This is a genomic window from Comamonas odontotermitis, from assembly GCF_014207855.1.
Classification (GTDB): domain Bacteria; phylum Pseudomonadota; class Gammaproteobacteria; order Burkholderiales; family Burkholderiaceae_C; genus Comamonas; species Comamonas odontotermitis_A.
In genome coordinates this window covers 177357-203319 of record NZ_JACHKZ010000003.1, presented here as the reverse complement: position 1 = coordinate 203319, position 25963 = coordinate 177357, and the positions used below count along the sequence as shown (strand labels likewise).

Sequence of the window (25963 nt, the reverse complement as noted above, 5' to 3'; positions counted from 1 at the left end):
TTTCTTTGTTTGAATCAGGACGCGGGCTGCAACATCTGACGTGCTTCGAACGTGTACCAAGGCAGTCCGTCACGGGTGCGGGAGCCAAAGTAGACGCTGCGATCCACGAGAAAAAATCGGCCGTCGGCCATGGGAACCTTGGCCGTTACACGGTAACGGCGCTGTGCGCTACCTGCGCGAGAGAGATTGCCGTCCAATCCGGTCGTATCCACACTGGCCCCATCGCCAGAGGCGCGAGCGGCCAGAATCTGATTGACGACTCCCTCATTGCCGTTGGCCAGAATGCGCAGCACCTCGGGCGGCGCCGCCAACGGATTGACAGCTGCACCGCCCGAGCCCGAACTGGAGGCGGTGATCAGCGGCGCGAGTCTAGCATAGAGGTCGTAATCGATCCCCGGGATTTGCATGAGATCCTCAATCGCCTCGAAGCGCTCCGGTCTGCGGCCATCGAGCGAAGATCGCTCCCGCCGATCCAGGATGCTGATGGCGATTTCCTGTGCAGGCCCTTCGGGAACCCCGCCCCCAATGGTCAGCAATGCCGTCAATAGAGGCAACGATGCACCATTGATATTGATCAGGCCGCTTAAGGGCATTACGCTGACCGAAATCTCCGCGCCTTGGTAATTCACCGACGTATCCGTCCACTTCCAAACCACGTTTCGGTCTGCCACAAGCTGCTGCAACACCAGCATGACCGCAGCATCGCCCATGGCATGTGCTGTGACGCGGTCCTTGGCGACACCCACCATGCGCGCCTCTTGCCGCACCACTCCGCTGACGCCAGTCACCATCAGGCTCAGAGCGGCCACGAGCCACAATACGGCAATCAACGCCATGCCGGCGTGCTGGCCAGCGCTGTATGCCTGGCTACCCTGCTGAAGGGATCGCTTGCGCCCAAGTCTCATGATGCACTGCCCCCCAAAGAGGCACCGCCGCCGCCCCCGCGCGGGTCTCCTGCGGGCATGACGCGCATTTGCACGACCAGGGGGGGCAATACACCCTGCTCGGAGCTCATCAATATCTGCACCGCTTGAGGCAGTTGATCCACGACGCCCCAGTCACTGCCCCATTGCGGAGGGTCGACAACCGCATTCAGATATTGAAAGGAAACCCCTGTTGCATGGGCGAGCACCGGATAGCTCTCGGCAGTTGCCCAGTTGGGCAAGGTTTGTTGGTCGATCCACGGCGTATAGCTCAGAACCACGGCAGGAGCGCCCAGATAATCTCCCATGGCCAATCGAAAATGATAGCGGCCACCCACCCCATAACGCGCTGGCATGATGCCCACCCAGGTCATGGTCTGGGCAGCCCCTGAAAAAAAGAACTGCGACTTGGCTGCATCGCCCATCCCCTGCTCCTGCAGGCCCTGCACCCTTTTAGCCGAAATGCGCGACAGCACAGAACGCAGGAAGTCTGTGCTGGAGCGAGCTTCGTCCATGCGGTCAAGCCGGTTGTCGATACTCGTTTCCGTTCGCCCCATCGTGCCCATGGCACCGGCCAAACCCAGCATGATGAGCGAGAGCAGCGAAAGCGCAACCAGCATCTCCACCAGCGTGAAACCGGCGTAGGCACGGCGCTCAGCTTTTGTGCCGTGGTCGTGGTGTGCAAAAGAGCGGCGTCCATCCATCATGGAGCACCCCTGTTTTCTGCCGGGTCTGGCGGACGGCGCTGGGCGCGCAGGGTGCTCAGCTCAAAACTCTTGGGCTTGTCGCCATCGCTCCAACTGACAACGATGCGCACCTCGTGCAGAAGAGGAATATTGGGAGCCTCGCCCACGTCGGTTTTGAAGGGTGCGCTTTGAATGCTCCATTGAAAGCCATTGCTTTCTCCAGACTCGTTCCAGCCACTTTCATACACCGAATCCCGTGAATCCATCAATGATTCGGCCAGTTGCACTGCATATTGGTGATGACCGAGATCACCCACGCTGCGCGCATTGCTGCCAGTTGCACGATAGATCATGCCAAGGGATATCGCCATGATGGCCAGTGCCACGAGCAGTTCAAGCAAGGTCATGCCTCGCTGCGCCCGGCGATTGGCAGGACAGGGTACGGTGCGCGTCATCATTGCAGCAGGGGCTCCTGGGTGACGCGCCCCGACAGCCAGTCAACACGCAGGCGCGTGCCTGCGCCTGTCTTACGCAGGATTTCAACGCTGCCACCCGTCGATCCGCCGGAAGCCAGAAACACGATGGAGGCAGAGCCGCCAGGAACAAACTCCCGGTCCGCCACAATGGTGCGCAAGTCAACGGTTTCAGGAATTTCCTTGACAGCGCCGGGCACGCCGTACTCGCGGGACTTCAAATCCACCGTGAAGCGCACCGGCACGCCCTCCGAAACTGCGGAGTATCTGGCAGAACGCAACTGCGTGATCAGGCTGCGCACCGTATCACGGTACTGCACACCCTCCTTGAGCCGGTCATAGGCGACCGGCGCCATGGCCACCACCAAGGCCATGATGGCGAACACCACCATCAGCTCGATCAGAGTGAACCCCCGATGTGCTGATGTTCTGCGCACCGAAGTGCGCAAAGGGCGATGCAACCACGGCAGAAGAATGGGCACGGACGTTTCCGGTCGAGCGCTGCCTGGCGCTTATTGCGCGTTGCGGATGTCAGCGGCCTCGCCTTCACCGCCGGGCTGGCCATCCGAGCCGAGGGACAGCAATTCCACCTTGCCATTGGCATAGCCATAGCGGTATGGATTGCCCCATGGGTCAGAGGGCACGCCGCCAGTCAGATACGGGCCATTCCAGCCGCGGACATTGCCAGGCTGCTTGGCCAGCGCCTCCAGCCCCTCTTCCGTGGTGGGATAACGGCCCACGTCCAGCTTATAAATGTCGAGTGCCTTTTGCAGGTCGGCAATCTGGACACCGGCGGTTTTGGACTTGGCGCCGCCCAACTGGCTCAGCACCTTGGGACCTACCAGGCCAGCCAGCAAGGTCAGGATCGCCAGCACCACCAGCAGTTCAATCAGCGTAAAGCCGCGGCTTTTACGTTGCAGTTTTTGGGTAAATAAAGCCTTCATGGCAGGCACTCCTTGTTGAATCAAAATATTAGACGGCCAGATCATTGACGGACAAGATGCCCATCAAGATCGACACAATAATGGAGGCGATCAGGATACCCAGCACCAAAATCAATACGGGCTCGATCATGGTCAAGGCACGTTTGATTCCGGTTTCCACCTCGCGGTTCAAGATATTCGACAGCTCCAGCATCATCTGACCGAGCCGCCCCGTCTCCTCACCCACCCGCACCAGATTGACAGCCAGAGGCTCGAACACGGTGGTCGTATTCATGGCCTGCACCATCTTGCCGCCCTCCTTGACGATGGGCGGAATCTTGGCCAGCTCGGTCTGGATGATGCGGTTGCTGACCGTATCAGTCGCAATGTGCAGCGCCGTGAGCAGCGGTACACCGTTCCCCAGCAAAGTGCCAAGTGAGCGGGAGTACAAAGTTAACTGGTACTTGAGCGCCAGACGGCCGAGTACCGGCATGCGCAGCAAAACGCCCTGCCACCACATCCGCCCCTTGGGGGATTGGAACCAGCGGCGCAGCACATAGACCGCCAATGCAACCACGATCAGGATGATCCACCCATTCTTGCGGAAGGCCTGGCCGATCGTCATCACGATCTTGGTCGGCGTAGGCAGCGCATCACCCATGTCAGTGAACAGCTTTTCAAACTGCGGCACGACAAAGCCCAGCATGGCAACCAGCGACAAAATGGCCACCGCAACCAGAATCATCGGGTAGATGGTGGCGGAAATGACGCTTTCCTTCAGGGCGCGTTGGCGCTCCAGATGCTCCACCAGCCGACCAAGCACCGCCGACATCTGGCCGCTGGCTTCGCCCGAGCGCACCATGTTGATATAAAAGTCTCCAAACAGCTCCTGGTGCTGCATCAGCGCCTTGGACAGCGGAACACCGCCCTTGACAGCTTCAAGCACGCCAGTCAGAAGCTCGCGCATGCTGTCCTTGTAGGACATGTCGATCAGCACGCGCAGCGCGTTGTCAAGCGCCAGACCCGCCTTGAGCATGATGGACAGCTCGGAGGTCATCGCCAGCACATCTGCGGCCTTGGCCGGCCCCTTTTGAGATTTGGTGGCCTTGGCTTTGACAATGGCGTTGGCAGCATCGGCCTTCTTGTCGGCCTTGCCCCCTGTGGGCATCAGGGCTGCCGCGTCGGCCGCATCGACAATGCGCACCGGCGTGAGCCTTTGCGCACGCAAATGCTTTTGCACCGCCGCCACGCTCGGCGCCTGGAATGTGCCGCGGACTTGCTCGCCGCTGGCGTTGATGGCGTGCCAGGCGAAATCAGCCATCGACTTGGTCCTGCGTTACGCGGGCCACTTCGTCCAGCGTGGTCATGCCCGAAGCCACCTTGCGCAAGCCGTCTTCATACAGACTGAGCATGCCGGCCCTGGACGCCAGCGCAAACAGCTCGTTCGAATCCTTGCCCGCATTGATGGCATTGCGCATCGGCTCATCCAGCACGAACAGCTCGTGGATGCCCGTACGCCCCTTGTAGCCCGTCTGGCGGCAGGCATTGCAGCCGACGGCGCGATAGATGGGTTGACCAGTCTGGCTGAAACGTGCCAGACCGGACCGTTGGCGAACTTCTTCGCCGGGCTCGTATTCTTCCTTGCAGTTGCTGCACAGGGTACGCACCAGGCGCTGCGCCAGCACACCATTGACGGAAGAGGTGATCAGGTAGCTCTCCACCCCCATGTCCTGCATACGGGTGATGGCACCTGCTGCGGTATTGGTGTGCAGAGTGGACAGCACCAGGTGACCAGTCAGTGCAGACTGCACGGCAATCTGCGCGGTTTCGCCGTCACGCATTTCACCGATCATGATGATGTCCGGATCCTGCCGCAGAATGGAGCGCAATGCGTTCGCAAAGGTCAGGTTGATCTGCGAATGCACCTGGATCTGGTTGATGCCTTCGAGCTGGTATTCCACCGGGTCTTCCACGGTGATGATTTTGTTGGCCTCGGCATCGATCTTCGACAAGGCCGCATACAGCGTAGTGGTCTTGCCCGAACCCGTGGGCCCCGTCACCAGCAAAATGCCATGCGGGCGCGCCAGCAGATCGTTGAACTTGGCCAGGGTGTCCTTGGAAAAGCCCATGGTTTCGAGCTGCAGGCGCACGCTGGCACGGTCCAGCACACGCATCACGATGCTCTCGCCATGCACAGTGGGCACGGTGGAGACACGCAGATCCAGCTCACGCCCTTTGACGCGGGTCTTGATACGGCCATCCTGTGGCAAGCGGCGCTCGGCGATGTCCAGATGCGCCATCAGTTTGACACGCGAGCCCACTGCCGCCGACAGGCGCGGCGGCACCAGCTCGCCTGGGTGAATCACGCCGTCCACGCGGTAGCGCACATGCAGCCCGTCATCAAAAGGCTCCAGGTGAATATCGGAAGCCCGCAAATCCGTTACTTTGCCAATAATGCTATTGACAAGACGAATCACCGGAGCTTCGCTCGCCAGGTCTTTCAGGTGTTCGACAAAATCGCCGACATCCGCGCCATCGCCGAAAAGGCCGTCATCGTCTTCCTCGGCCACTTCGGGCTCGGGTTCCTGCAGCGCCTTCTCAATATCGGCTTCCAGCGCCAGATGGGGCTGAATCACCAGCCCCGTGGACATCTGCAGTGCCTTGATCACAAATGGATCCTGCGGCGCTGTCATGGCCACATCCAGCACGCCGTTTTCCAGTTTCAGTGGAAATACGTGCTGGGCATGCTGAAACTCCGGCAGCAGGCCGGGCACTTCAATGGCTTCGGGGGGGAAATCCGTGCCGAGCGTGAACGGAATCTGCAGCTGGCGCGCCAGCGTCTGCATCAGGTCCATCTCGGAGACCAGGCCCAACTGCACCAGCACCTGCCCGATGAGGCTGCCCATCTCCTGCTGCGCCTGCAAGGCCCGCTCCAGATCGCGCGGCGATAGCTTGCCCGCCTGCACCAGCATTTCGCCCAGCAGGGGTCGCGCCACCTCAGCCTGGCCGGCGGCGGTTGCAAAGATGGGCTCATTCAGAGTGCTGGTCGTCATGCTTGTCGTTTTTCAAGGCCTGTCACAGGCGAATGGTCGCCCCTCCATGCCATAGCGTTCTAGTGTAGGAGGCAGGCATGGGAGACATTTGGGAGGAACTGCAAAGATCAGACAAAAACCTCGGCCTGGGCAAAGGGCACGCCCTGCTGGTCCTTGGCAGACAGCTGCGGCACGATATCACCCAGGTTCCAGTCAATGGCCAGATCGGGATCATTCCATGCAATGCAGCGCTCGTGCGCAGGCGCATAGTAATCCGTTGTTTTATAGAGAAATTCTGCCGTCTCGCTGTAGACAACGAAACCATGGGCAAGGCCGGGCGGCACCCACAGCTGGCGCTTGTTGTCTCCGGACAACTCTACCGCTACCCACTGGCCAAAGGTGGGCGAGCTTTTTCGGATATCGACAACCACATCCAGAACCGCGCCCTGGGTCACCCGCACCAGTTTGCCCTGCACCTGCTGCAGCTGGTAGTGCAGGCCGCGCAGCACGCCACGACTGCTCTTGCTGTGGTTGTCCTGCACAAACTCGTAGTGCTTCCCCACGGCCGCATCAAATGCCTTCTGGTTGAAGCTTTCAAAGAAGAAACCGCGCGCGTCGCCAAAAACCCGGGGCTCGATGAGCTTGACGTCGGCAATCCTGGTATCAATCACTTGCATGTCGTGCTCATCCCCTGGCTTCTTGCAACAGGCGCTGCAGGTACTGGCCATAGCCATTCTTGGCCAGCGGCTTGGCCAGCGCCGCCAGTTGCTCGCTGTTGATGTAGCCGCTGCGCCAGGCGATCTCTTCCGGACAGGCGATCTTCAAGCCCTGGCGGCTTTCCAGAGTGGCGATGAACTGCCCTGCCTCCAGCAGGCTGTCGTGCGTACCTGTATCCAGCCAGGCATAGCCGCGGCCCATGATCTCCACACTGAGCTGGCCTTTTTCCAGGTACAGCCGGTTCAGGTCGGTGATTTCCAACTCGCCGCGCGGCGATGGTTTGAGGCTCTTGGCCAGTTCCACCACCTGGCCATCATAGAAATACAGGCCGGTGACCGCGTAATGGCTCTTGGGTTTGGCAGGCTTTTCTTCCAGCGACAGCACCTTGCCCGCCTGGTCGAACTCGGCCACCCCATAGCGTTCCGGATCGGTTACGTGGTAGGCAAACACGCTCGCGCCATCGCCGCGCTGCATTGCACTGCCCAGCAGCTTGTAGAAATCATGGCCGTAGAATATGTTGTCACCCAGCACCAGCGCACTGGGCGCGCCGTTCAGGAACGATTCACCGATCAGGAAGGCCTGCGCCAGCCCGTCCGGGCTGGGCTGCACAGCATATTGCAGACGGATGCCCCACTGGCTGCCGTCGCCCAGCAACTGCTCGAAGCGAGGCGTGTCCTGCGGCGTGCTGATGATGAGGATTTCCTTGATTCCGGCCAGCATCAGGGTGGAAAGCGGGTAATAGATCATCGGCTTGTCATACACCGGCAGCAATTGCTTGCTGACAGCCAGAGTGGCCGGGTGCAGACGGGTGCCCGAGCCGCCCGCGAGGATGATGCCTTTGCGTTGTTGGATTGTCATTTACAAAATTTCCCGCAGCATGCGCTGTACGCCGACCTGCCAGTCAGGCAGCGCCAAGCCAAAGCTTTGCTGTAATTTCTGGGTATTCAAGCGAGAGTTGTTGGGGCGTTTGGCGGGTGTAGGGAAGGCCGAAGTCGCCACCGCCTGCACTTCGCGCGCCGTGATGCCAAGTGCCGGATTGATCTGCCGGGCCTGCGCCAGCACAAACTGGGCATAGCGGTTCCAGGTGGTCTCGCCGCCAGCCACCAGGTGGTAGATGCCGCTCAGATCCTGCTCGCCCGCCATGGCTGCACGCAGCGCATGGGCGGTCACATCGGCAATCAACTCAGCCCCTGTGGGTGCACCCCATTGGTCGTCGATCACCGCCAGCTTGTCACGCTCCTGCGCAAGACGCAGCATGGTTTTGGCAAAGTTGCCGCCGCGCGCCGCATAGACCCAGCTGGTGCGAAAGACAAGATGTCTGGCGCCGCTCTTGGCAATCGCCTGCTCGCCTTCCAGCTTGGTCTGGCCGTAGACCGACAGCGGGCCAGTAGCATCACTCTCCTGCCAAGTCCGGGAGCCGCTGCCGTCAAAAACATAGTCGGTGCTGTAGTGCACCAGCCAGGCCTCCAAAGCCTTGGCCTCGCGCGCCAGCACACCCACCGCTTCGGCATTGATGGTGCGGGCGGCATCCGCATCGCTTTCCGCCTTGTCGACGGCGGTATAGGCCGCAGCGTTCACGATGACGTCGGGCTTGATCGCCCGCACAGCCTCGGCCAGCGCGACCGGCTGCAGCAGATCGCCGCACAGCGGGCTGCTGTTGCGATCCAGTGCCACCAGCTCGCCCAGAGGCTGCAGGCTGCGCTGCAGCTCCCAACCGACCTGGCCGTTCTTGCCGAGCAACAAAATCTTCATTCCACTACCTTTCGCCGTCGATGAATATAAAAACGACCGCTGGCACAATCCTGTCAAGCGCAAGCAGTCTTGTTTTCATAGCAAATCTCAAGCGTACTGTTGATTGACCCAGTCCTTGTAGGCGCCTGATTGCACCTGCTGCACCCAGTCCTGGTTGTCCAGGTACCACTGCACGGTTTTCTGGATACCGCTGTCAAAGGTTTCGGCAGGCTTCCAGCCCAGCTCCTTTTCGAGCTTGCGCGCGTCGATGGCATAGCGGCGGTCATGGCCCGGGCGATCCTTGACGTAGGTGATCTGCTCGGCATAGCGCTTGCCATCAGCCCGGGGGCGCAGCTGGTCGAGCAGGCTGCATACACGCTGGACGATTTCGATGTTGGGCATTTCGTTCCAGCCACCGACGTTGTAGGTCTCGCCCAACTGGCCGCCTTGCAGAACGCGGCGGATCGCGCTGCAGTGGTCCTTGACGTAGAGCCAGTCACGGATCTGCATGCCATCGCCATACACAGGCAGGCTTTTCCCTGCCAGTGCATTCACAATCATTAATGGAATTAGTTTTTCAGGAAAATGATACGGGCCGTAGTTATTAGAGCAGTTGGTGGTGAGCACCGGCAGGCCGTAGGTGTGGTACCAGGCACGCACCAGGTGGTCGCTGGCCGCCTTGCTTGCGCTGTAAGGGCTGTTGGGCTCGAAGTTGTGGGTCTCGGTAAAGGCCGGGTCGGCCTTTTCCAGGCTGCCATAGACTTCGTCGGTCGATACGTGCAGAAAGCGGAAGCCGCTCCTGGCGTCGCCCTCCAGGCCATTCCAGTAGGCGCGCGCTGCTTCCAGCAGGCGCAGGGTTCCCACCACATTGGTCTGGATGAAGTCTTCAGGTCCGTGGATCGAACGGTCCACATGGCTTTCGGCCGCGAAATGCACAATGGCGCGGGGCTTGTGCTCGGCCAGCAGCTTGTCCAGCAGCGCTCGATCGCCAATATCGCCTTGCACGAAGATATGGCGCTCATCACCCTGCAAACTGTGCAGATTGTGCAAATTGCCTGCGTAGGTCAGCTTGTCGAGATTGACCACAGGCTCCTCAGAGCCAGCCAGCCAGTCCAACACAAAATTCGAGCCGATAAAGCCGGCGCCTCCGGTGACGAGAATCATGGGCAATATGGGTAGTGAACGATAACCGCCCATTATCGCACTGCCCTTCCCCAGCGGACCGCGAGCATTCGCAAAGCCTCAGCCCACTTGTAACGAGGTTGACCAATACCCCGGATTACTACTATTTTTATAGCTATAGACGTCTATTTTTTCCTGACACCGCTGTCAAAAAAGCTGGATTTTTCACCGGCTACTCAGGCTGCAGCACCGAAGCGGCTCTGCGCAATGTGCAGCAAGCCGTCAAAAATCAGGTTTTCCACCAGCTCGAACGGACGCGTCATGCTGGGCATCATTTTCCAGCCAGCGCCGCCAGTCATGACACACGCAGGCTCCTCGCCGCAGTGCGCAATCACGTGCTGCACCATGCGCTCCACCGCTCCCGCAATGGCATAAGTGCCGCCACTGGTGAGCGCATCACTGGTATTGGTAGGGAAGGCACAGACATTGCCCGTGGGCACATGCAGGCCAGCGGTGCCCGCTTCCAGCGCGCGCAGCATGATGCCGTGGCCGGGCAGAATCAGGCCGCCCAGGAACCTGCCGCTCGCATCGATGGCCTCCACCGTCACGGCCGTACCAACCATGACCACAACCACCGGCCGCTGTCGCCCTTGTGCCAGCACATGGTGCCAGGCGCCGATCATGGCAATCCAGCGGTCCGTGCCCAGCCGGGACGGGTGGTCGTAGCCATTGGTCAGGCCCGCCTCTTGCGTGGTCGAGACCACCCAATGGGGCGAGACATCCCAGATCTCCAACTGCTCCTGCACGCGGCGGCGCACCACATCGCCCGCCACCACGCAGCCCAGCATCTGCCGGGGCTCAGGCAGCTCCGCCCAGCTGCCTTCGGCCAGGCGTTCGATGTTGTCCAAAAACTCCACGCCATGGGCAAGCACGGCCGCACCCGGGCGCGGCTCGTCATACATTGCCCACTTGAGGCGCGTGTTCCCTACGTCAATGGCCAGAAATTGCATGGGCGGCATTATCAGTCTTTTTGCATTCATCCTTTGTTGCACTTGCAACATCTACGGCAATTACCGGCTTGGCACCGGTAGTGCGCACTGCGGGTACTGTGAATTTTTTTCAAGCGCCCTTCGCTGACATTGCCTTGGCGCCAAAGCCGTTTATATTGAGTAGTTCCTGCAACCAACCTTCAAGGAGTCAATCAATGGGACTGTTCAGCTTTATCAAGGAAGCCGGTGAAAAACTGTTTGGAGGCAAAGAAGCCGCTGCCGCCCCTCAGGACCTGAACGCCACAGCAGGCGCAGCGATCGAGAAGTACATCGGCACCCAGAACCTGGGCGTGACCGATGTCAAAGTCGCCTTTGACGCAGGCAAGGTCACCGTGACCGGCACTGCCCCCACGCAGGCTGCCAAGGAAAAGGTAACCCTGTGCTGCGGCAATGTCTCGAGCGTGAGCGATGTGGACAACCAGATGTCCGTCACCAACCCCGAACCCGAAGCCAAGTACTACGACGTGGTCTCTGGCGACACGCTATCGGGCATCTCCAAGAAGATGTATGGCGACGCCAACAAGTACATGGTGATCTTTGAAGCCAACAAGCCAATGTTGAGCGACCCCAACAAGATCTACCCAGGCCAGAAGCTGCGTATTCCTGCGCTGTAAAGCTAGAGCCTTTAGGCCCATCAAAAAACCCGCGCAGGCTTTTCTTGCGCGGTTTTTTTATTGGGGCGGGTGTCATGCAGCTCCGGACTGCAGAAATCGGTCCACCAATTGGCGCAGGTCCTGTTCGGCCTTGTAGATGACCGCCAGGTACTCCTGGTTGTTGATACCCCAGAGCGACGAATCCATCTCGGTCGTGTGCGCCACCAAAAATGGCAGGGTCGTCACCACACGCATCTGCGCCTTGGTCTGCAGATAGGTGTCAATGGTGTTGGTATGCGGATCACGGACATTGGCGTCCCATTGGGCAAGCGCCTCCAGCGCCGGGCGGGTGTAGATGTTGTGCACCATGCTCGTCATGCGGTCGAGCACCACAAAGGTTTCGCCGTCGCGCTGCTGCACATCCAGCACCTGAGTGTCGGGGTGGATCTTGGCAATCAATCCGGCAAAAATGTCCCACTCCCCTTCGTGCTGTTGCAGCCAGGCATCGACCTTGCCGCGGCGCAGCGCGTAATCAGGCGGCATCTCCACATCATCTTCCATCACCTCGATCCGAGGCACGCCAGCCTGCAAGGCCTTGCGGGCAAGGTAGTGGTAGCTCATGGCGCACCCCAGCCAGCCAGGGCTGTGGCGCACACCGTCAAACACTGTGACATCGTGCGCAAGGCCAGGCAGCGTCTCGTGCACAAAATGCGCGCGGCGGCGATGGGTTTCGGGCATGCTCAGCACCATGCGCTCACCCGGTAACGGCTGATTTTGCGTCATGGCATCCCATTTGGCGGTATCGATCCGGCCCAGTGCATACAGCGCGCGGCAAGCCATGAACTCAAACTGCCGGGCGCTGCGCAGCACCTCCTGCTCCACGGCGAGGCGCACCTCAGCCGGTGCAATCGTGATTTGCTGCAGCAGCTGCTCCACCGCCTTGACCAACGCCGACGCATCGCCAACCGGCGCCACGCGCACGGCGCCGCTGTTCACCAGCGCATGGTAGGCGTCAATATCGGCACTGCTTTCCGTCACCACGGGCGTGCCCAGGCTCAGGCATTCGTAAATGCGGGTGGTCTCCAGCAATGCGCCTTCGTAGTAGTGGATGTTGACCACGACGCGCGCCTGGCGCACGGCCTGGCGCAAGGCCTCGCCAAAGAGATTTCCCTCGATGCGAACCGTGAAGTGGCGCTGCAGCTGCTGCAGCATCTCCTGGCGGCGCGGCGCGTTGACATCGCCATAAAACAGCACATCGCATACCGGCTCAGCAGGCTGCAAGGCGGGCTCGCCGCTGGCTTGCAATGCCTGCGAGTAATCGGCCACGCCTCCAATGGGCACCAGAAAGGTGTGCGGGTAGCGCACGCCCTTGCCTTCCAGAAAGGCCAGATTGGCGGGGGCATAGTCCCAGGCCGACAGGGAGTTCTCCAGAATCGACAGGTACTCGGGCGTGAACCAGCGCGGGCTGACGCTTTGCTCCATCTGGAACACGATGCGCTTTTCACCCGGAGGCAATTGCCGAAACATCTGCGGACACACCACGATGTACATGTCCAGCACGTAGCCTTGTGAGGGCACTTCCTGCAGCACGGTAACTTCAAAGCCCGCCTTGCGCAGCACCTGTGCCAGTGCATGCGCCACAAACTGGGTATGTGCAGTTGCCAGGACACCATAGCTTCGGTTGCGCCCGGGCAGCAGTGGCATGGGCTGCGGAGCAACCCCTTGTGAACGCTGGATGCGCCGACGCAAGCTGTGCCGCACCCTGCGCACCAGCGCCGGTTCGTACGGCGCCAGCTTTTGCTTCAGGCGGAAAAGCGCACTTTTCAACGAGCGCAGCGCATCCTTGACCTGCCACAGCGGGGTCAACTGGCGAGCCATGGCCTGCATCTGCTGGCTTTGCTGCTCGATCTGCCACTGTTTCTGGGCAGCCTCCAGCTCCAGCGTCCGCATCTGGGCGGTTTGCTGCTCGATGTGCTGCTGCTTGCGGGCGGCTTCCTGCTCCAGAGCCTGTATCTGCTGCTGCGTGTGACGGCCAGCCTCATCCAGCGTCGCCTGCACTTGCTCAGCACGGCTTTGCCACTGCTGGCGCGTCAGCTCAAGCGCGCGGATGTCGCCATCCTGCTTTTCAATCCAGGCATGGCGCTGCTGCCCCGCAGCCTCCAATTGCCGAGCCTGCTGCTGGGCATCAGCCAGTTGGAGACCCAACGCCTGCATCTCAGCCCGGTATTCAAACCGCGCGCCCAGCGCACCAAACACCGCCTGCACCCGGCTTTGGAGCGCTGCATGGGTCGGGTCGCAGAGGGTTCGCAGCAGCGCTGGCTGCTCAGGCCCCACCAGCAGCACGCCCAGGCCATTGCTGTGCGGAAAGTGCAGGCTGGGGTAGCGATCCTTCAGCTCTGCCCACAGCTGGTGTACGCCAAAGTCGTCACGGTAGACATTGCTGTCATGGAAGAGCACCACGGCGCGCTTGCTGAGCTTGGGCAACCAGCTCTCGAAATCATGGCGAACGGCTTCATAGGTATGCAGGCCGTCAATATGCAGCAGATCGACACTGCCCTCCGCAAAACTGCCCAGCGCTTCGTCAAAGCGCATGCGCATCAGTGTGGAAAACCGCAGGTAATGGGGGTCGTGGTGCTGCCGCAGACTGGTGTAGATATGCTCGCCATAGGCCCCAGCATGGGCATCGCCCTCCCAGGTATCTACCGCATAGGCACGGGTGGGCAGCTGCTGCGCCACAATCGCCTGGCAAAAGGCAAGGTACGAGATACCCGAGTACGCACCCAGCTCCACCAGTACATCTGGCCGTGCCACTGCCACCAGCCAGGCCGCAAACGGAATATGGCCTGCCCATGGGGCGGGGTGGGTGAGGTGATGGGGCTCCATCAAGGCTGCAGGAGGCAGCCATTCGTAATCCGCAGAGGCCTCGCGCAGGACATCGGTCATTGGTTTCATGTCGAAGAACTCTTTTCGTTGTCGCTGCCGGTACGCAGCTCGATGCCCCGCATCGGAATCCCCAAGAGGCCCGTGGCCACGTTGGTGGATTCGGATTTGAAGTGCACGGCATCCTGAATCCAGTGGTGCTGGACATGGTCGTGCTGCGAGCCATCGGCCAGCGCAATATCGATGGCGTAATGGCCCACCGGCATGCGCGGCATGTCAAAACTGAACTCGGCCAGCAGTTGCTCGCCTGCGGCGCAGGCCACGGGTTGGCCCAGGTAGGTAAGGTAGCTGTTGTCGCCAAATACAGCCTGGCCGGTCCGGTCTTTCACGACAAAGCCGACGATTGGTGATTGCAGCGCCTGCAGGCATTGCGCCTGCACCCGCAAAGTCACGGGCTCGCCGCCCACTACCCAGTGCAAAGGGCGGCGCTGCGCGTCCATCAGCCACACATCGGTGATGCGGGCGCCCCCCAAGCCAAAAGACATGGCTTCGGGGTTGAAGCGGAACACTTCGATATCGTTGCGCAGCGGCTCGCTGCGGAAAAAATCTTGACGCTGGTCATGAAAGAGCAATTGCACCGCTTCAGCCTGTGGCACGGCCAGGCCCGCTGCGGCGCTTTCGCCCTGCTCTGCCTCGTAGCAGGCCTGCATGTACCGGTCACAGACCTCCTTGGTCGGTCCCACCTGCATCACGCGGCCCTTGTCGATCCAGACCGCACGGTCGCACAGGCTCTTGATCGCGGCCGTATCGTGGCTCACAAACAGCAAGGTGCCGCGCTGCATGAAGTTGCGCAGGAAGCGCATGCATTTCTGGGTGAAAACGGCATCGCCCACCGCAAGCGCCTCATCCACCACCAGAATATCGGCATCCACATGGGCGATCACGGCAAACGCGAGGCGCACATACATACCGCTGGAATAGGTTTTGACCGGCTGCTCCATGAACTCGCCGATATCGGCAAATGCTGCAATCGAGTCGAAGCGCTCGGTGATCTGCGCATCCGACAGCCCCAGCAGCGCGGCATTCATGTAGACGTTGTCGCGGCCCGAAAACTCAGGGTTGAATCCGGCCCCCAGCTCCAGCAGCGCCGCGATGCGGCCGTGCGAGCGCACCTCGCCGCGGGTTGGCTCCAGCGTGCCGCACACCATCTGCAACAGGGTGGATTTGCCCGAGCCATTGCGGCCGATGATGCCGACCGTCTCGCCCTTGCGCACGCGCAGGTCGAGGTGGTGCAGCGCCCAGAACTCCCGGTAGTAATCCCGCGCAGGGCGCCCCACCATGCGCGACAGGCGCGGCAGCACAAACTGCCGCAGCCGGTCGCCCGGCTTGTCGTAGACGTGAAAACACTTGCCCAGGCCGTCGATCTCGAGCGCCATCGTTTCAGAGGACATCGGCAAATCCCTTGCGTGTCTTCTGGAACCAGGCAAACCCCAGCCAGGCCACGATGGCACAGACCGCCACACTGATGGCCCACGCTGCCCAATCCGGCGCGCGCCCCCAGATCAGCACTTCACGCGACTGTTCGATGAAAAAGGTCAGCGGATTGAGCCACATCACGGCCTGGAACTCTGGCGGCAATGCCTTGACGGGAAAAAAAATCGGAGACACGAACATCAGCATGGTCGTCAACACACCGGTGATTTGCTTGAGATCGCGGGCAAAAACGCCCAGCGACGCAAAAAACCAGCCCACCCCCAACGTCAGCAACACCAGCGGCAACCAGATCAGCGGCAGCAGCAAGGCCGTGGGCGGCACCCCGCCGTTGAGCACCAGCAAGGCCAGCAGCAGCACGGCCAGGCTGGCCAGCGACTGGATCAGCGCCGAGCATACGGCCACGATCACCAGAATCTCCAGCGGAAACACCACGCGCTTGACGTAGCTCACATTACCCAGAATCAGTTGCGGGACGCGGTTGAAGACGTCGGAGAAGAAGCTGTACACGATGAGGCCCGAAAACAGCACCATCGCAAATTGCGTCTTGGATTCGTTCAGGTCACCCCAGCGCGCCTTGAACACCACCGAGAACACAAAGGTATAGATCACCAGCATGCACAGTGGAATGATGAGCGACCACAGCCACCCCACGACCGAACCCGTGTAGCGCTCGCTCACATCGCGGCGCGTCATCTTCTTGATCAATGGCCAATGCGTGCGAACGCTGGCAACCATGGCCGCAGCAGACGCTGCGCTGCCAGCACGAGCTGTCAATGTAAAACTCCGTTAACTATTGAGGGGGCAAGTTTACCGGCGAGACAAGCCCAGCGTGGCCTTTATCGGAGCTGCGGTTACACCTAGCCACGCTTATGCTGCCAAATTATTGATTTTATTGAAACCAAGGCAGACCATGCAGGCGCCAGCCACCCAATCCGCCTCGCTGGCCCTGGCTGTTTGCGTCACCCTCGAAGCCTTCGAGGATGTTATATGCCGCTAGCCCCAGCTCGGTAGCGCGTTTTGCGGCGGCCACAGAGCGCACGCCACTTCGGCACAGGAGCACGACTTTTTTCCCCGCCTCCTTCTGGGCAACCGCCTGCAACTGGGCGTCAAAGTCAGGGTTCATTGCCATGCTGGGCCATTGCTTCCAGGCGAGTGGCACAGCGCCCGGCACCTGCCCCACCCAGGCGCGCTCGGCATCGGTGCGCACGTCCACCAGCACGGCCTCGCCACTCTGCACCCAGTGCCACGCCAGCTCTGGTGCAATGTCGCCGGCATAGCCGGTGGCGGGATGGATCGTTTGCTGCTCTGCGGTCAATGTCATGGCGGTACCTTTTCAGTCTCCATGCGGGCCCAGGCGCGCCCGCTCTACACACAATGCTGGCTTGGCGAGGATGCACCGCGTGCACGCCTCATCCGTACGCACAAATTACTACAAATATGATAGCTGACCGCTTTGACTGCGTTGTGCGCTATCGCATGGTTTGATGAGAAAAACAGTGCTCAAGCGGCCAGATCCCAGGGGGGTGCAGGAATGGATTTGAGCTGCTCGCGCAACGCCCGGTGATCGGGCACCACCTCCGCCACAGTGTCCCAGAACCGCGGGCTGTGGTCCATCACACGCAAGTGGGCCAGCTCGTGTGCCACCACATAGTCGATGATGGCTGGCGTGTAGTGCATCAGCCGCCAGTTCAGACGGATGGAGCCATCGGATTTGGCGCTTCCCCAGCGGGTTTCGGCGCTCGACAGCCGCAGGCTTGTGTAATGCACGCGCAAAAGCGGCGCAAAGTGCGCGAGGCGCGAGAGGAAATGCTGGCGCGCGCTTTTCATGAACCATGCCTGCACCAGATCCCGGATCTGCGCCCGCCCCGCTGCGCGCGGCAGCGCCAGGTACAGGCGCGAGGGGCTGCCGGGCAGCTCGCTCTCCACACGCCAGACGGCGCCGGCACGCGCTACGCGCTGCTCGCTGTCGATCACCAATTGCAGCGGCTGCCCCAGAAAGGGCAGCGTTGCGCCATCTTCCCAATGGATGGTCGCGTTCAGGCTATGGGCGCGGCGGCGCTGCATTTCACCCAGCTTGCGCACAATCCAGGCACTCTTTTCCTGCAAGGCTTCGTCAATGCCATTCTGAGTGACCCAACGCGGCGCACGCACCACCAAACCGTCTTCCCCCACCAAAAATCCAATGCTGCGCCGCTTGGCACGCTGAAGCAGGTAGGCGACATGGGTGTCACCCAAGAGGACAGCACGGTTGGCAGCCGGATGCTCGAACGCCTGGGGCAGCAAGGTGTGCACCAGCGGCTCAGTTGCCGGTGCCAGCGTGCGTGCGGGTGGGACAGGCGGCAGCGCCAATCCCGAATCAGCTTCTGAAACAGGGGCAGCCTGCGCATGTGGAGTGGCCGAATCCAGCCATTTTTGCGGCATGGTTGCTGCGGGTGCGGCGTTTGCTGGCGGCACCGTGGACGAGGTCTGCTCCACCCTCTCCAGCCCCGCCACAGGCGTCTGCGCAGGCGCCTTGGGCTCGCTGCGCTCCCACAAATCCAGCGCCAACTGCACGAGGCGGCGTACGTCTGCAATCATGCCAGCCTCCGCCGCACCATGGATGTGCCATCCGCCTGCCCACCCCAGGAGAATCGCTGTCGCCTCCTGGATGACGCTTTTTTCAGCTTGCAGCGCTTTTTTGGCGAGATATAGCCAGCAGCGCTTGTTTTACAAGCGCAAATAGCTATTATTTTTATAGTGATCTGCGACGAAATGGAAGTATCGCAAACAGGCAAGTGGGCGTTCTCCGGTAAAAATCAATCGGCGGCCATATCGGCAGCGGGCGCGGCAGTCGCTTGGGGAGCACGCGCAGACAGCGGCGGCTTGCCCACATAGGCATCCGGGTCTAGGCGACGCATTTCTGATTCGATCCAGAACTCCACCTCGGCCATCAACTCGTCATGCTTGCGGCCCTTGCTGTCGATGGGCTTGCCGACCGATACATCCACCGTGCCAGGTGTTTTCACAAATGCCTTGCGTGGCCAGCACTTGGCCGAAGTCACCGCAATCGGCACCACCTGCGCCCCCGTCATGATGGCCAGGCGGGTGGCGCCCGTCTTGTAGTCGCCAGCCTCTCCCCGAGGAATACGTGTGCCTTCTGGAAACATAATCACCCAGATACCCTGCCCCAGCAGGCGCTTGCCCTGTTCCACCACCTTATGGAAGGCACGGCTGCCGTCCTTGCGGTCGATGTGGATCATGTCCAGGCTGCCGATCGACCAGCCAAAGAAGGGAATCTTCAACAGCTCTTTCTTGAACACATAGGCAAGTGGTACCGGCATGATGGCCGGCATCAGAAAGGTCTCGAACGTGGACTGGTGCTTGCACAGCAGCACCACCCCCTTTTCGCTGCCGGGTTGGCCGCTCACGGGAAGATTCTCCATCCCCTGCGTACGCACCTTGATGCCACAGAACCAGCCTGCGCTATCAGCCGCCAGCTTGAGCCAGCGCCGCGCCACTGTATAGCGCGCCATGCTGTTGGCGCCGCATACGCGCAGCAACAGAATGGTCAGGGTGAATGGAATCACCGTCAGGCTCATAAAGAGCGTATGCAAGATCGATCGAATCAGGGACATGGGTCAAGTGGAAAAGCGGTACACAGCGGGCGCCAGAGCAGGCGCGCAGGTCGGCAGCATCCGCCAATGGGCGGGCGCGGCCCGGACACGCGGTCGTCAGCGCATGATCATATCGGAAGCGAACCCTCATTGACTTGCGATACGAAGGACCTTGAACCATTCAACCGCCCGGCAGTCCTCAGGCGCAGGGCCTGACCCAGAGCAGGCAATCTGCACTTGCTGATCATTCCGCCTGCACCCAAGAACGACCGAATACACACAATACATTGATAAATATAGAAATAAATTCATCTACCCACAATATATTCAGCAATATTCACAGACTTGCACACAGATTCTTCAAACAACCCAAAATTTCCACAAATCGATTACGCATCAATAATTTATCGTGGATAAATCAGCTGTTTCAATAATAATTGTGAATAAATAGTGCTGAAAGATACCGTCAAGCCCAACTTCACCCGCGCGGTGAGCGAGCACTTATGCACACAATGTGGAAAGCAGACCTGATAGCACAAAACAAGGCACGTGATTTTGAACGCTCCTCAGGCCCGCATATAACTTATTGATAAATAGGAATAAAAATTTTTGTCATTCTGAGCCCATGACAGGGAGACAATCTGTGCTAAGCGCTTGACCTCCCGAGGATTGCATGTATTTCAACAAAGTTATCCACAAATCCATCGCCGATTGTTGATTTACCTCGAAATTTGCCTTGTGGGTAAGTTGTCCTACAATTTTCTGGACATCCTGCCGGGGCTACACAACTGGTAAAAATACCTAGGGATCCTCAGCAAAACTCCCTGCCGTGGTCTGAACGCGGTCTCGGGCGATCCGAGACCATCCCAGTTGGCAAGGGTCTTGCAGGGGCTCCCTGGCCCAGTACCCTCACATTGGCATCCATCTCCAACAAAGGGCACCAAGCCCTACACTTGGTGCTTCGGCTCCTTTGCCCGCATCTCTCTGCATTTCGTGCCTCTGCTCCACATCGCCGTTCACACGCCTGCCCATAGCGCCATCAGCGCCGCCAGCGAACTGCTCAGCTACCGCAGCGAGCAGTTGCTCCCTCGTGGCAGCCTGGTGCGCGTGCCGCTGGGCAAACGCGAAGTGCTGGGCGTTGTCTGGGGAGAAGACACCGACTATGCCGGCGAGGCAAGCGCACTCAAATCTGTTGCAGCCGTGCTCGAAGGCATTGCCGCTTTGCCAGAGAGTTGGCTGCGTCTGGTGCAGTTTGCCGCACGCTACTACCAACGCAGCCTGGGTGAGATGGCCATTACCGCGCTGCCACCCGCCTTGCGTGATCTGACGACAGAGCAATTAACCCGCCGGCTCAAACGCAAAAGCCAGGTGCAGCCAGAGAGCACCACTGCCGACACAGCGCTGGCCCTCAACCCAGAACAGGCTGCGGTTTGCGCACAGATCAGCACCAATGAAGGCCCGTTTCTGCTTTTTGGCAGCACCGGTAGCGGCAAGACCGAGGTCTACCTGCACCAGGCTGCACAGTTGCTGCAGCGCGATCCAACTGCCCAGGTGCTGGTGATGGTGCCCGAAATCAACCTGACCCCGCAGCTGGAAGCCCGCTTTCAGGCACGCTTTACAACGCAGTTGGGCCAAGGCTCCGTCGTCAGCATGCACAGCGGCATGACGCCCCCTCAGCGCCTGAAAAGCTGGCTCGCCGCCCATACGGGCCAGGCCCGCATCGTGCTGGGTACGCGCATGGCGGTGTTCGCATCCATGCCGCAGCTCCAGCTCATCATCGTCGATGAAGAGCACGACCCCAGCTACAAACAACAGGAGGGCGCACGGTACTCGGCACGCGACCTGGCCATCTGGCGCGGCCATGATCTCGGTGCCAAGGTCATACTGGGATCGGCCACCCCGTCGCTGGAGAGCTGGTGGGCAAGCCGCCCTGCAGGAACCGCAGGGCCGCAGGATGGCGGTGGCCGTTACCTGCGACTGGTCATGCCCAGCCGTATCGGTGCGGCCGGCATAGGTGCGGCCGGCATAGGTGCGGCCGGCATAGGTGCTACCGGCGCAGTTGCCACCGGCTCTGCGGCGGGCGCCATGCCTCGCCTGCGAATGGTAGACATGCGGCAGCAGCCGCGCCGCACGGTGTTTTCCGAGGCGCTGCTGCAAGCCATTACAGAACGTGTGGAGCGCGGCGAGCAGGCCTTGATCCTGCTCAACCGGCGCGGTTTTGCCCCGGTACTCTTCTGCGGCGATTGCGGCTGGAAAAGCGATTGCCCCCATTGCAGCGCGCACCAGGTCTTTCACAAGAATGACCGCACCCTGCGCTGCCACCACTGCGGTTACACCCAGCGCGTGCCGCACGCCTGCCCCAGCTGCGGCAACCCTGACATCCTGCCGCTGGGCAAGGGTACCGAGCAGCTCGAAGAAGAGCTGGAGCGCCTGCTGCGCAACGTGCAGCGTCCCGACGGCGACCCGGCCCGTATCGCACGCATCGATGCCGACACCACCAGGGCCAAGGGCGCGCTGGAAGAAAAACTGGCCCATATGCATGCGGGCGATGTCGACGTGCTGGTTGGCACCCAGATGGTGGCCAAGGGGCATGATTTCCGGCGCGTCACCCTCGTGGCAGCCGTGCAACCTGATGGCGCGCTGATGTCCAGCGATTTTCGTGCGCCAGAACGACTTTTTTCATTGCTGCTGCAGGCAGCGGGCCGTGCCGGGCGTGATGCGGCCTACGTGGCGGCGCAAGGCAGCAAGGTGGAGATGTGGCTGCAGACCCTGCAGCCCGACCATGCCGTGTACCAGGCGCTGCGCCGCTGGGACTACGCAGGCTTTGCTGCCCAGCAACTGGCAGAGCGGCGCGATGCGGCCATGCCGCCATTTGCCCACCAGGCCATCATCCGTGCCGATGCCCGTACACAGGAAGTGGCGCAGGGCTTTTTGCGGGCCGCTGCAGCTGCCGCAGCGAGCCAGCCACTGCCCGGAGCGGACGACGTATTTGTCTACCCGCCCATCCCGCTGGCCGTGCAGCGCGTGGCCAATATAGAGCGGGCGCAGATGCTGATCGAGAGCCCGTCGCGCAAGGCCTTGCAACAATTCCTGCGCGCCTGGCAGCCCACACTGCACTGGCTGCGCAGCCACCCCGAGCACAAGGCCTTGGTGCGCTGGCTGGTGGATGTCGATCCGCAAGCGATCTGATCCATGGATCTGATCCATGACATTGGGCGCTCTCCAGGCCCGCGCTACCGGCCCTCTTATTGAAAGAATTCTCCAAAACCGCTGACCGCCAGCGAAAAGCTGACAAAGGCCAGCGCCGTACTCACAAGAATGATGTGTGCAATACGGCCGTTATGCGCGCCATAGCGCTCAGCCAGCAGGGTGACGTTACTGGCGCTGGGCAGCGCAGCCACCAGCGCCAGCACCAACACCGCAAAGGGCGGCATTGGCAGGCCCAGCGCAATGGCGGCATGACCCAGCCCCAGCACCAGCATGGGGTGCACAAACAACTTGACCAGCGCCAGCGGCACATAGCTGCGCGGCGCGGCGTATTCGGCCTGCACCATCTTGGAGCGCGCAAGCACCGCCCCCACGGCAAACAACGCGACCGGCGTGGCCGCGCTCGCCAGCAGTCCCACCGTCTTGTCGATGGCTACGGGCAGTTGCCACTGCTGGTAGGAAGCAAGCGCACCCAGCAGAATCGACCAGGGCATGGGGTTGGAGAGCACGCCCTTGAGCGCCTTGCCCAGCGCCGGGCGGATATTGCCCGCAGCGCCATCCATGCGGGAGAGTGCCAGGCCCAGCGAGGTCGTCATCACCATGTCCACCAGCATCGACAGGATCGCGGGCCCTGCGGCAGCCTCGCCCAGCAGCGCCACCAGAAGCGGCAGCCCCATGAACCCGGTATTGGGGAACGCCGTGACCAGGGCGCCAGAGGCGCTGTTGTTCCAGTCCAGTCCGCCTTTGCGCGAGAAAAATACGCAGCCGCCCACCATCAACAGCTGCACCAGCATGTACAGCAGCAGCGTTGGAATATTCATCAACTGCGCAAACGGCAGCGATGAACCTGCCTTGTACAGCATGCACGGGAGCGCAAAAAACAGCACAAAGGCATTCATCCCCGCAATGGCTGGCAACGGGAATACGCCGCGGCGCGTAGCCAGATAGCCGCACAGCACGAGCGCAAAGAATGGAAAGGTGACAAGAAAGACAGAGAGCACCGGCGTATTGTGCCGACGCCTCTGGCCTGCTGCTGTAGCGCGAGGGACCAGCGTGCGTTTTCAGGCACGCGGGGCGATGGGGCTGGAGCCGCTCACGCGGCACATCTGCATCGCAGAAAGAAGAATCGCACGCGACGAGGACAACCCACATACCAACAAAAAAAACTGCCAGCGAAGCACTGGCAGGTTTGGGAGATGGGCGCAGCGACAGGCGCTGCCGGGCCGGGTCAGATCGACACGAGCTTTTCGACCTCCGCGCATTTGCGGCGGGACAGCGCCAGATTGCTGCGCTGCTTGTCAAGCACCAGATACAGGAAGAGGCCTTCCTTTTGCGCCATGGGGCGGATGATGTGGTATTGGGTGCCCAATGTGATCAGAATGTCGTCAATCGAGTCATTGAGACCGAGCGACTTCATCGTCTTGAGCTTGGCGCGTACTACTTCGGTATTGCCCGCTGCAGCCAGCTCCAGATCCAGACCTGAGCCCGCGCTGCCCAGCAACATGCCGCTGGCACTGTCCACCAGTGCCGCACACATGGCGCCATCAACGGTGAGCAGTTGTGTCAAAGCTTCTTGTACCGATGCCATTTATCTCCCCTTTACACACTGGCTGATTATCGTCGCTGGCGCATTCGGCCAATGCAACGCATGGGCCAGCTCCTCCCCTGCCGACGCCAGGTTGGCGCCGCCATCAGGTTTTGTTCATCTCTGCACCGACTTCCGCTGCCGCCCATAGCACACGGCCGAGGATTGCGCTGGTGTCGAGCACCATGCACAAGATACATGGGAATTCGGATGATACCGATTGAAACACAACTACGCCACTGTCTGTTTCAAATGTGAGGCGCTTGCAGCCGGCGTGGTTGATTTCCCGGCCCACAGCGCGAGCCATGGCCATCAGCGAACCGGCCATGGCCGACAGGCGGTTGAGCTGCAGTTCGCTGTTCGTGCGCAGCGACGCGATTTCAAAACCATCAGGGGTGCTGAGCAGAGCAACACGAACCCCGTCCACGGGGCCAATCAATTTTTCGAGTGCCTGTTGACCAGCGGTGACAACCTGGGCAGGGATCATGGGTTGTGATGCGGTCATGAATTCTCGCTTTGCAAAGACAGCATGGAAACTAGAACACTCATTACTTCCAACATCTGGGCGCGATCCCGGGGGTCGGCTTGCAGCACGGGAATCACGCCATAGCCGGCAGAATACACGCCCTGCGCGAATGTTTCAATTTGTGTAGCACCGGCGTCACGCGCGCTCAGAATCAAGGTGACAGGTGCCGTCTCCAGCTTGCTGATTTCACCGAGGATATGCGTGGTTTCTGCAAGGCTGCTCGTCGCGTTCACATCGGTCATGATGAAAACACCCATGGACACCGACAGCACCCATTGGCGCACAAAGCTGAACCGCTCCTGCCCGGGGCAGCCACAGATCTGAACACGCTCGCCCTCGCCGAGGTCAATCTCGCCAAATTCGGTGCCTACCGTGGTGAAATCCTTGGTATGGGCCGCAAGATCGAGATTGCGTACGTCCGAATGAGACATCAGCTCGCCACACAGCGAACGCACAGCAGTGGTCTTGCCAATGCCCATGGGCCCGCACAGGGCAATGCGGGGCAACGCCAGCTTTTGCCGCGCGCCCCAGTCCAGTTCCTGAATCATGCCGCCTTACCTCCTCCGCGGATCCATCGGCTCAAACGGCCAAGTAATCCGTTGGAGTGTACCGGCTCACGGCGTACCGAAGAAGCAATTGGGCGCTGTGACGAGATGGCCACGCCACGCAGGACACCGCGCTGCCCCAGCTCCACCAGCAGATGGCGGGCAGTCGCAGAATCGAGCCCGCTATGGGTACAGATCTGGGCCAGGGACACGGGCTCGCGCGACAGCAGGGCCAGCGCCCGGATGCAGGCACCGGTGTTGAATGGCGCACCCATCGACACCCAGGACTTGAGCTGGTGAAGGTATTCCTGCTTGGCTGCTGGCGCAGCCTCGGCTGGCGTAGGCTGGGCGCGTTCGCTCCTGGCGATCACTTTTTGCCGCGCCTCCCAGTCCAGCAGAAACACGGCTGCACGGTCCAGGGTATCAATCAGGTCGCTGAGCGTGTAGTTCACTTCCAGGCGTCCGGCCCAGGAGGCATTGCCCGTGAGGTTGCCCCCCACATGGCCCACGGTGACCACACAAGGACTGTTGCCCAAAGACGAAACGACATCGGCCATGCCCTGGTCTACCAACACCAATTGGGCACGATCTCGAGGCACCTCTTTCCAGGGGAGCACCGACTTGCGTGCAGCCACCCCGAACAGCTGCACAAAGCGGTGCCTGACGTTGGGGGTGAGCAAATCTGCGGAAATACCGGCGGTCTGCATGGATGTGACTCGTAACTTATTGTCTAAATTTATTAGTACTTTCGTCGAACAACAACGACACTATCGCACATTCTAAAAGCTTGTAAGTTGCATGCAAGCCTTTCGTCAATGTGCATTGCCTCTACCTACATTGATTGACATTCCGCCCTGCGAATTGTGTGCTTTTTGTAACAAAAA

General features: G+C 60.6%; 25 protein-coding genes. 2 read left to right on the top strand and 23 right to left on the bottom strand.

Features of this window, described 5'->3' with window-relative positions; genetic code table 11:
• Window positions 1-14: 14 nt before the first annotated feature.
• The 12 genes from HNP33_RS04230 to HNP33_RS04175 form a co-directional block, all read right to left on the bottom strand.
• Complete coding sequence (locus tag HNP33_RS04230; RefSeq protein ID WP_233464354.1) at window positions 15-905, bottom strand: general secretion pathway protein GspK; 891 nt, start codon at window positions 903-905, stop codon at window positions 15-17.
• Complete coding sequence (locus HNP33_RS04225) at window positions 902-1630, bottom strand: prepilin-type N-terminal cleavage/methylation domain-containing protein (RefSeq protein WP_233464352.1); 729 nt, start codon at window positions 1628-1630, stop codon at window positions 902-904. The genes HNP33_RS04230 and HNP33_RS04225 overlap by 4 nt, the downstream gene beginning before the upstream one ends.
• Window positions 1627-2064 carry a prepilin-type N-terminal cleavage/methylation domain-containing protein gene (locus HNP33_RS04220; protein WP_184705610.1) on the bottom strand — a complete coding sequence of 146 codons (438 nt, stop codon included), beginning with the start codon at window positions 2062-2064 and terminating at the stop codon, window positions 1627-1629. The genes HNP33_RS04225 and HNP33_RS04220 overlap by 4 nt, the downstream gene beginning before the upstream one ends.
• Window positions 2064-2564, bottom strand: coding sequence for a pilus assembly FimT family protein (locus HNP33_RS04215; RefSeq protein WP_325064903.1), 501 nt, complete (start codon window positions 2562-2564; stop codon window positions 2064-2066). The genes HNP33_RS04220 and HNP33_RS04215 overlap by 1 nt, the downstream gene beginning before the upstream one ends.
• A gap of 30 nt (window positions 2565-2594) precedes the next feature.
• Window positions 2595-3026, bottom strand: coding sequence for a type II secretion system major pseudopilin GspG (gene gspG / locus HNP33_RS04210; RefSeq protein ID WP_184705608.1), 432 nt, complete (start codon window positions 3024-3026; stop codon window positions 2595-2597).
• A 28-nt stretch (window positions 3027-3054) separates the two neighbouring features.
• The gene (locus tag HNP33_RS04205) at window positions 3055-4326 is read right to left on the bottom strand and encodes a type II secretion system F family protein (RefSeq protein WP_184705606.1); all 1272 of its coding nucleotides are present in this window, start codon (window positions 4324-4326) and stop codon (window positions 3055-3057) included.
• Window positions 4319-6058: a type II secretion system ATPase GspE gene (gene gspE, locus HNP33_RS04200; RefSeq protein ID WP_184705604.1), complete on the bottom strand. Its 1740-nt coding sequence runs from the start codon at window positions 6056-6058 to the stop codon at window positions 4319-4321. The genes HNP33_RS04205 and gspE overlap by 8 nt, the downstream gene beginning before the upstream one ends.
• Before the next feature lie 107 nt (window positions 6059-6165).
• Window positions 6166-6714, bottom strand: coding sequence for a dTDP-4-dehydrorhamnose 3,5-epimerase (gene rfbC, locus HNP33_RS04195; RefSeq protein WP_184705602.1), 549 nt, complete (start codon window positions 6712-6714; stop codon window positions 6166-6168).
• 7 nt (window positions 6715-6721) lie between these two features.
• Window positions 6722-7612, bottom strand: a complete 891-nt coding sequence (gene rfbA, locus HNP33_RS04190; RefSeq protein WP_184705599.1) for a glucose-1-phosphate thymidylyltransferase RfbA — start codon at window positions 7610-7612, stop codon at window positions 6722-6724.
• Window positions 7613-8506, bottom strand: coding sequence for a dTDP-4-dehydrorhamnose reductase (gene rfbD / locus HNP33_RS04185; RefSeq protein WP_184705597.1), 894 nt, complete (start codon window positions 8504-8506; stop codon window positions 7613-7615).
• 87 nt (window positions 8507-8593) lie between these two features.
• Window positions 8594-9649, bottom strand: a complete 1056-nt coding sequence (gene rfbB, locus HNP33_RS04180; RefSeq protein WP_184705595.1) for a dTDP-glucose 4,6-dehydratase — start codon at window positions 9647-9649, stop codon at window positions 8594-8596.
• A gap of 194 nt (window positions 9650-9843) precedes the next feature.
• A complete protein-coding gene (locus HNP33_RS04175) occupies window positions 9844-10617 on the bottom strand; it encodes a type III pantothenate kinase (protein WP_184705593.1) in 774 nt (257 codons plus the stop codon).
• Between the two features lie 194 nt (window positions 10618-10811).
• Here HNP33_RS04175 and lysM point away from each other — a divergent pair, with 194 nt between their 5' ends.
• On the top strand, window positions 10812-11270 hold the full coding sequence (lysM, locus tag HNP33_RS04170; protein WP_184705591.1) for a peptidoglycan-binding protein LysM: 459 nt from the start codon (window positions 10812-10814) through the stop codon (window positions 11268-11270).
• Between the two features lie 72 nt (window positions 11271-11342).
• Here lysM and HNP33_RS04165 read toward each other — a convergent pair whose 3' ends face one another.
• The 6 genes from HNP33_RS04165 to HNP33_RS04140 all read right to left on the bottom strand — a co-directional run bounded on the left by HNP33_RS04165 (window position 11343) and on the right by HNP33_RS04140 (window position 19237).
• Window positions 11343-14201, bottom strand: coding sequence for a class I SAM-dependent methyltransferase (locus HNP33_RS04165; protein WP_184705589.1), 2859 nt, complete (start codon window positions 14199-14201; stop codon window positions 11343-11345).
• Window positions 14198-15580, bottom strand: coding sequence for an ABC transporter ATP-binding protein (locus HNP33_RS04160; RefSeq protein ID WP_184705587.1), 1383 nt, complete (start codon window positions 15578-15580; stop codon window positions 14198-14200). The genes HNP33_RS04165 and HNP33_RS04160 overlap by 4 nt, the downstream gene beginning before the upstream one ends.
• Window positions 15570-16397 (bottom strand): ABC transporter permease, encoded by an 828-nt coding sequence (locus HNP33_RS04155; protein WP_325064902.1) that lies wholly within the window; start codon window positions 16395-16397, stop codon window positions 15570-15572. Before HNP33_RS04155 ends, HNP33_RS04160 begins: the two co-directional genes overlap by 11 nt.
• A 115-nt stretch (window positions 16398-16512) precedes the next feature.
• Window positions 16513-16944, bottom strand: coding sequence for a rhodanese-like domain-containing protein (locus HNP33_RS04150; protein WP_184705585.1), 432 nt, complete (start codon window positions 16942-16944; stop codon window positions 16513-16515).
• A gap of 179 nt (window positions 16945-17123) precedes the next feature.
• Window positions 17124-18200 (bottom strand): M48 family metallopeptidase, encoded by a 1077-nt coding sequence (locus HNP33_RS04145; protein ID WP_184705583.1) that lies wholly within the window; start codon window positions 18198-18200, stop codon window positions 17124-17126.
• Window positions 18201-18418: 218 nt separating this feature from the next.
• Entirely contained in the window at window positions 18419-19237 is an 819-nt protein-coding gene (locus HNP33_RS04140; RefSeq protein ID WP_184705581.1) for a lysophospholipid acyltransferase family protein, read from the bottom strand.
• Between the two features lie 972 nt (window positions 19238-20209).
• Between HNP33_RS04140 and priA the strand changes: the two genes are divergently transcribed.
• A complete protein-coding gene (priA, locus tag HNP33_RS04135) occupies window positions 20210-22405 on the top strand; it encodes a replication restart helicase PriA (protein WP_184705579.1) in 2196 nt (731 codons plus the stop codon).
• A gap of 56 nt (window positions 22406-22461) precedes the next feature.
• Here the strand turns inward: priA and HNP33_RS04130 are convergent, their stop codons facing one another.
• The 5 genes from HNP33_RS04130 to HNP33_RS04110 form a co-directional block, all read right to left on the bottom strand.
• Window positions 22462-23424: an AEC family transporter gene (locus HNP33_RS04130; protein WP_184705577.1), complete on the bottom strand. Its 963-nt coding sequence runs from the start codon at window positions 23422-23424 to the stop codon at window positions 22462-22464.
• Window positions 23425-23651: 227 nt separating this feature from the next.
• Window positions 23652-24011, bottom strand: coding sequence for a hypothetical protein (locus tag HNP33_RS04125; RefSeq protein ID WP_184705575.1), 360 nt, complete (start codon window positions 24009-24011; stop codon window positions 23652-23654).
• A 103-nt stretch (window positions 24012-24114) separates the two neighbouring features.
• Window positions 24115-24513, bottom strand: coding sequence for a roadblock/LC7 domain-containing protein (locus HNP33_RS04120; RefSeq protein WP_233464349.1), 399 nt, complete (start codon window positions 24511-24513; stop codon window positions 24115-24117).
• Window positions 24510-25082 (bottom strand): GTP-binding protein, encoded by a 573-nt coding sequence (locus HNP33_RS04115; protein WP_184705573.1) that lies wholly within the window; start codon window positions 25080-25082, stop codon window positions 24510-24512. Before HNP33_RS04115 ends, HNP33_RS04120 begins: the two co-directional genes overlap by 4 nt.
• Window positions 25079-25786 carry a helix-turn-helix domain-containing protein gene (locus HNP33_RS04110; protein ID WP_184705571.1) on the bottom strand — a complete coding sequence of 236 codons (708 nt, stop codon included), beginning with the start codon at window positions 25784-25786 and terminating at the stop codon, window positions 25079-25081. Before HNP33_RS04110 ends, HNP33_RS04115 begins: the two co-directional genes overlap by 4 nt.
• Window positions 25787-25963 lie beyond the last annotated feature (177 nt).

What these genes read in the sequence shown, in the direction of transcription:
- HNP33_RS04230 (WP_233464354.1), bottom strand. Translation starts at nt 905, where the DNA reads ATGAGACTTGGGCGCAAGCGATCCCTTCAGCAGGGTAGCCAGGCATAC.
- HNP33_RS04225 (WP_233464352.1), bottom strand. Translation starts at nt 1,630, where the DNA reads ATGATGGATGGACGCCGCTCTTTTGCACACCACGACCACGGCACAAAA.
- HNP33_RS04220 (WP_184705610.1), bottom strand. Translation starts at nt 2,064, where the DNA reads ATGACGCGCACCGTACCCTGTCCTGCCAATCGCCGGGCGCAGCGAGGC.
- gspG (WP_184705608.1), bottom strand. Translation starts at nt 3,026, where the DNA reads ATGAAGGCTTTATTTACCCAAAAACTGCAACGTAAAAGCCGCGGCTTT.
- HNP33_RS04205 (WP_184705606.1), bottom strand. Translation starts at nt 4,326, where the DNA reads ATGGCTGATTTCGCCTGGCACGCCATCAACGCCAGCGGCGAGCAAGTC.
- gspE (WP_184705604.1), bottom strand. Translation starts at nt 6,058, where the DNA reads ATGACGACCAGCACTCTGAATGAGCCCATCTTTGCAACCGCCGCCGGC.
- rfbC (WP_184705602.1), bottom strand. Translation starts at nt 6,714, where the DNA reads ATGCAAGTGATTGATACCAGGATTGCCGACGTCAAGCTCATCGAGCCC.
- rfbA (WP_184705599.1), bottom strand. Translation starts at nt 7,612, where the DNA reads ATGACAATCCAACAACGCAAAGGCATCATCCTCGCGGGCGGCTCGGGC.
- rfbD (WP_184705597.1), bottom strand. Translation starts at nt 8,506, where the DNA reads ATGAAGATTTTGTTGCTCGGCAAGAACGGCCAGGTCGGTTGGGAGCTG.
- rfbB (WP_184705595.1), bottom strand. Translation starts at nt 9,649, where the DNA reads ATGATTCTCGTCACCGGAGGCGCCGGCTTTATCGGCTCGAATTTTGTG.
- HNP33_RS04175 (WP_184705593.1), bottom strand. Translation starts at nt 10,617, where the DNA reads ATGCAATTTCTGGCCATTGACGTAGGGAACACGCGCCTCAAGTGGGCA.
- lysM (WP_184705591.1), top strand. Translation starts at nt 10,812, where the DNA reads ATGGGACTGTTCAGCTTTATCAAGGAAGCCGGTGAAAAACTGTTTGGA.
- HNP33_RS04165 (WP_184705589.1), bottom strand. Translation starts at nt 14,201, where the DNA reads ATGAAACCAATGACCGATGTCCTGCGCGAGGCCTCTGCGGATTACGAA.
- HNP33_RS04160 (WP_184705587.1), bottom strand. Translation starts at nt 15,580, where the DNA reads ATGTCCTCTGAAACGATGGCGCTCGAGATCGACGGCCTGGGCAAGTGT.
- HNP33_RS04150 (WP_184705585.1), bottom strand. Translation starts at nt 16,944, where the DNA reads ATGACATTGACCGCAGAGCAGCAAACGATCCATCCCGCCACCGGCTAT.
- HNP33_RS04145 (WP_184705583.1), bottom strand. Translation starts at nt 18,200, where the DNA reads ATGATTGCAGACGTACGCCGCCTCGTGCAGTTGGCGCTGGATTTGTGG.
- HNP33_RS04140 (WP_184705581.1), bottom strand. Translation starts at nt 19,237, where the DNA reads ATGTCCCTGATTCGATCGATCTTGCATACGCTCTTTATGAGCCTGACG.
- HNP33_RS04125 (WP_184705575.1), bottom strand. Translation starts at nt 24,011, where the DNA reads ATGGCATCGGTACAAGAAGCTTTGACACAACTGCTCACCGTTGATGGC.
- HNP33_RS04120 (WP_233464349.1), bottom strand. Translation starts at nt 24,513, where the DNA reads ATGACCGCATCACAACCCATGATCCCTGCCCAGGTTGTCACCGCTGGT.
- HNP33_RS04115 (WP_184705573.1), bottom strand. Translation starts at nt 25,082, where the DNA reads ATGATTCAGGAACTGGACTGGGGCGCGCGGCAAAAGCTGGCGTTGCCC.
- HNP33_RS04110 (WP_184705571.1), bottom strand. Translation starts at nt 25,786, where the DNA reads ATGCAGACCGCCGGTATTTCCGCAGATTTGCTCACCCCCAACGTCAGG.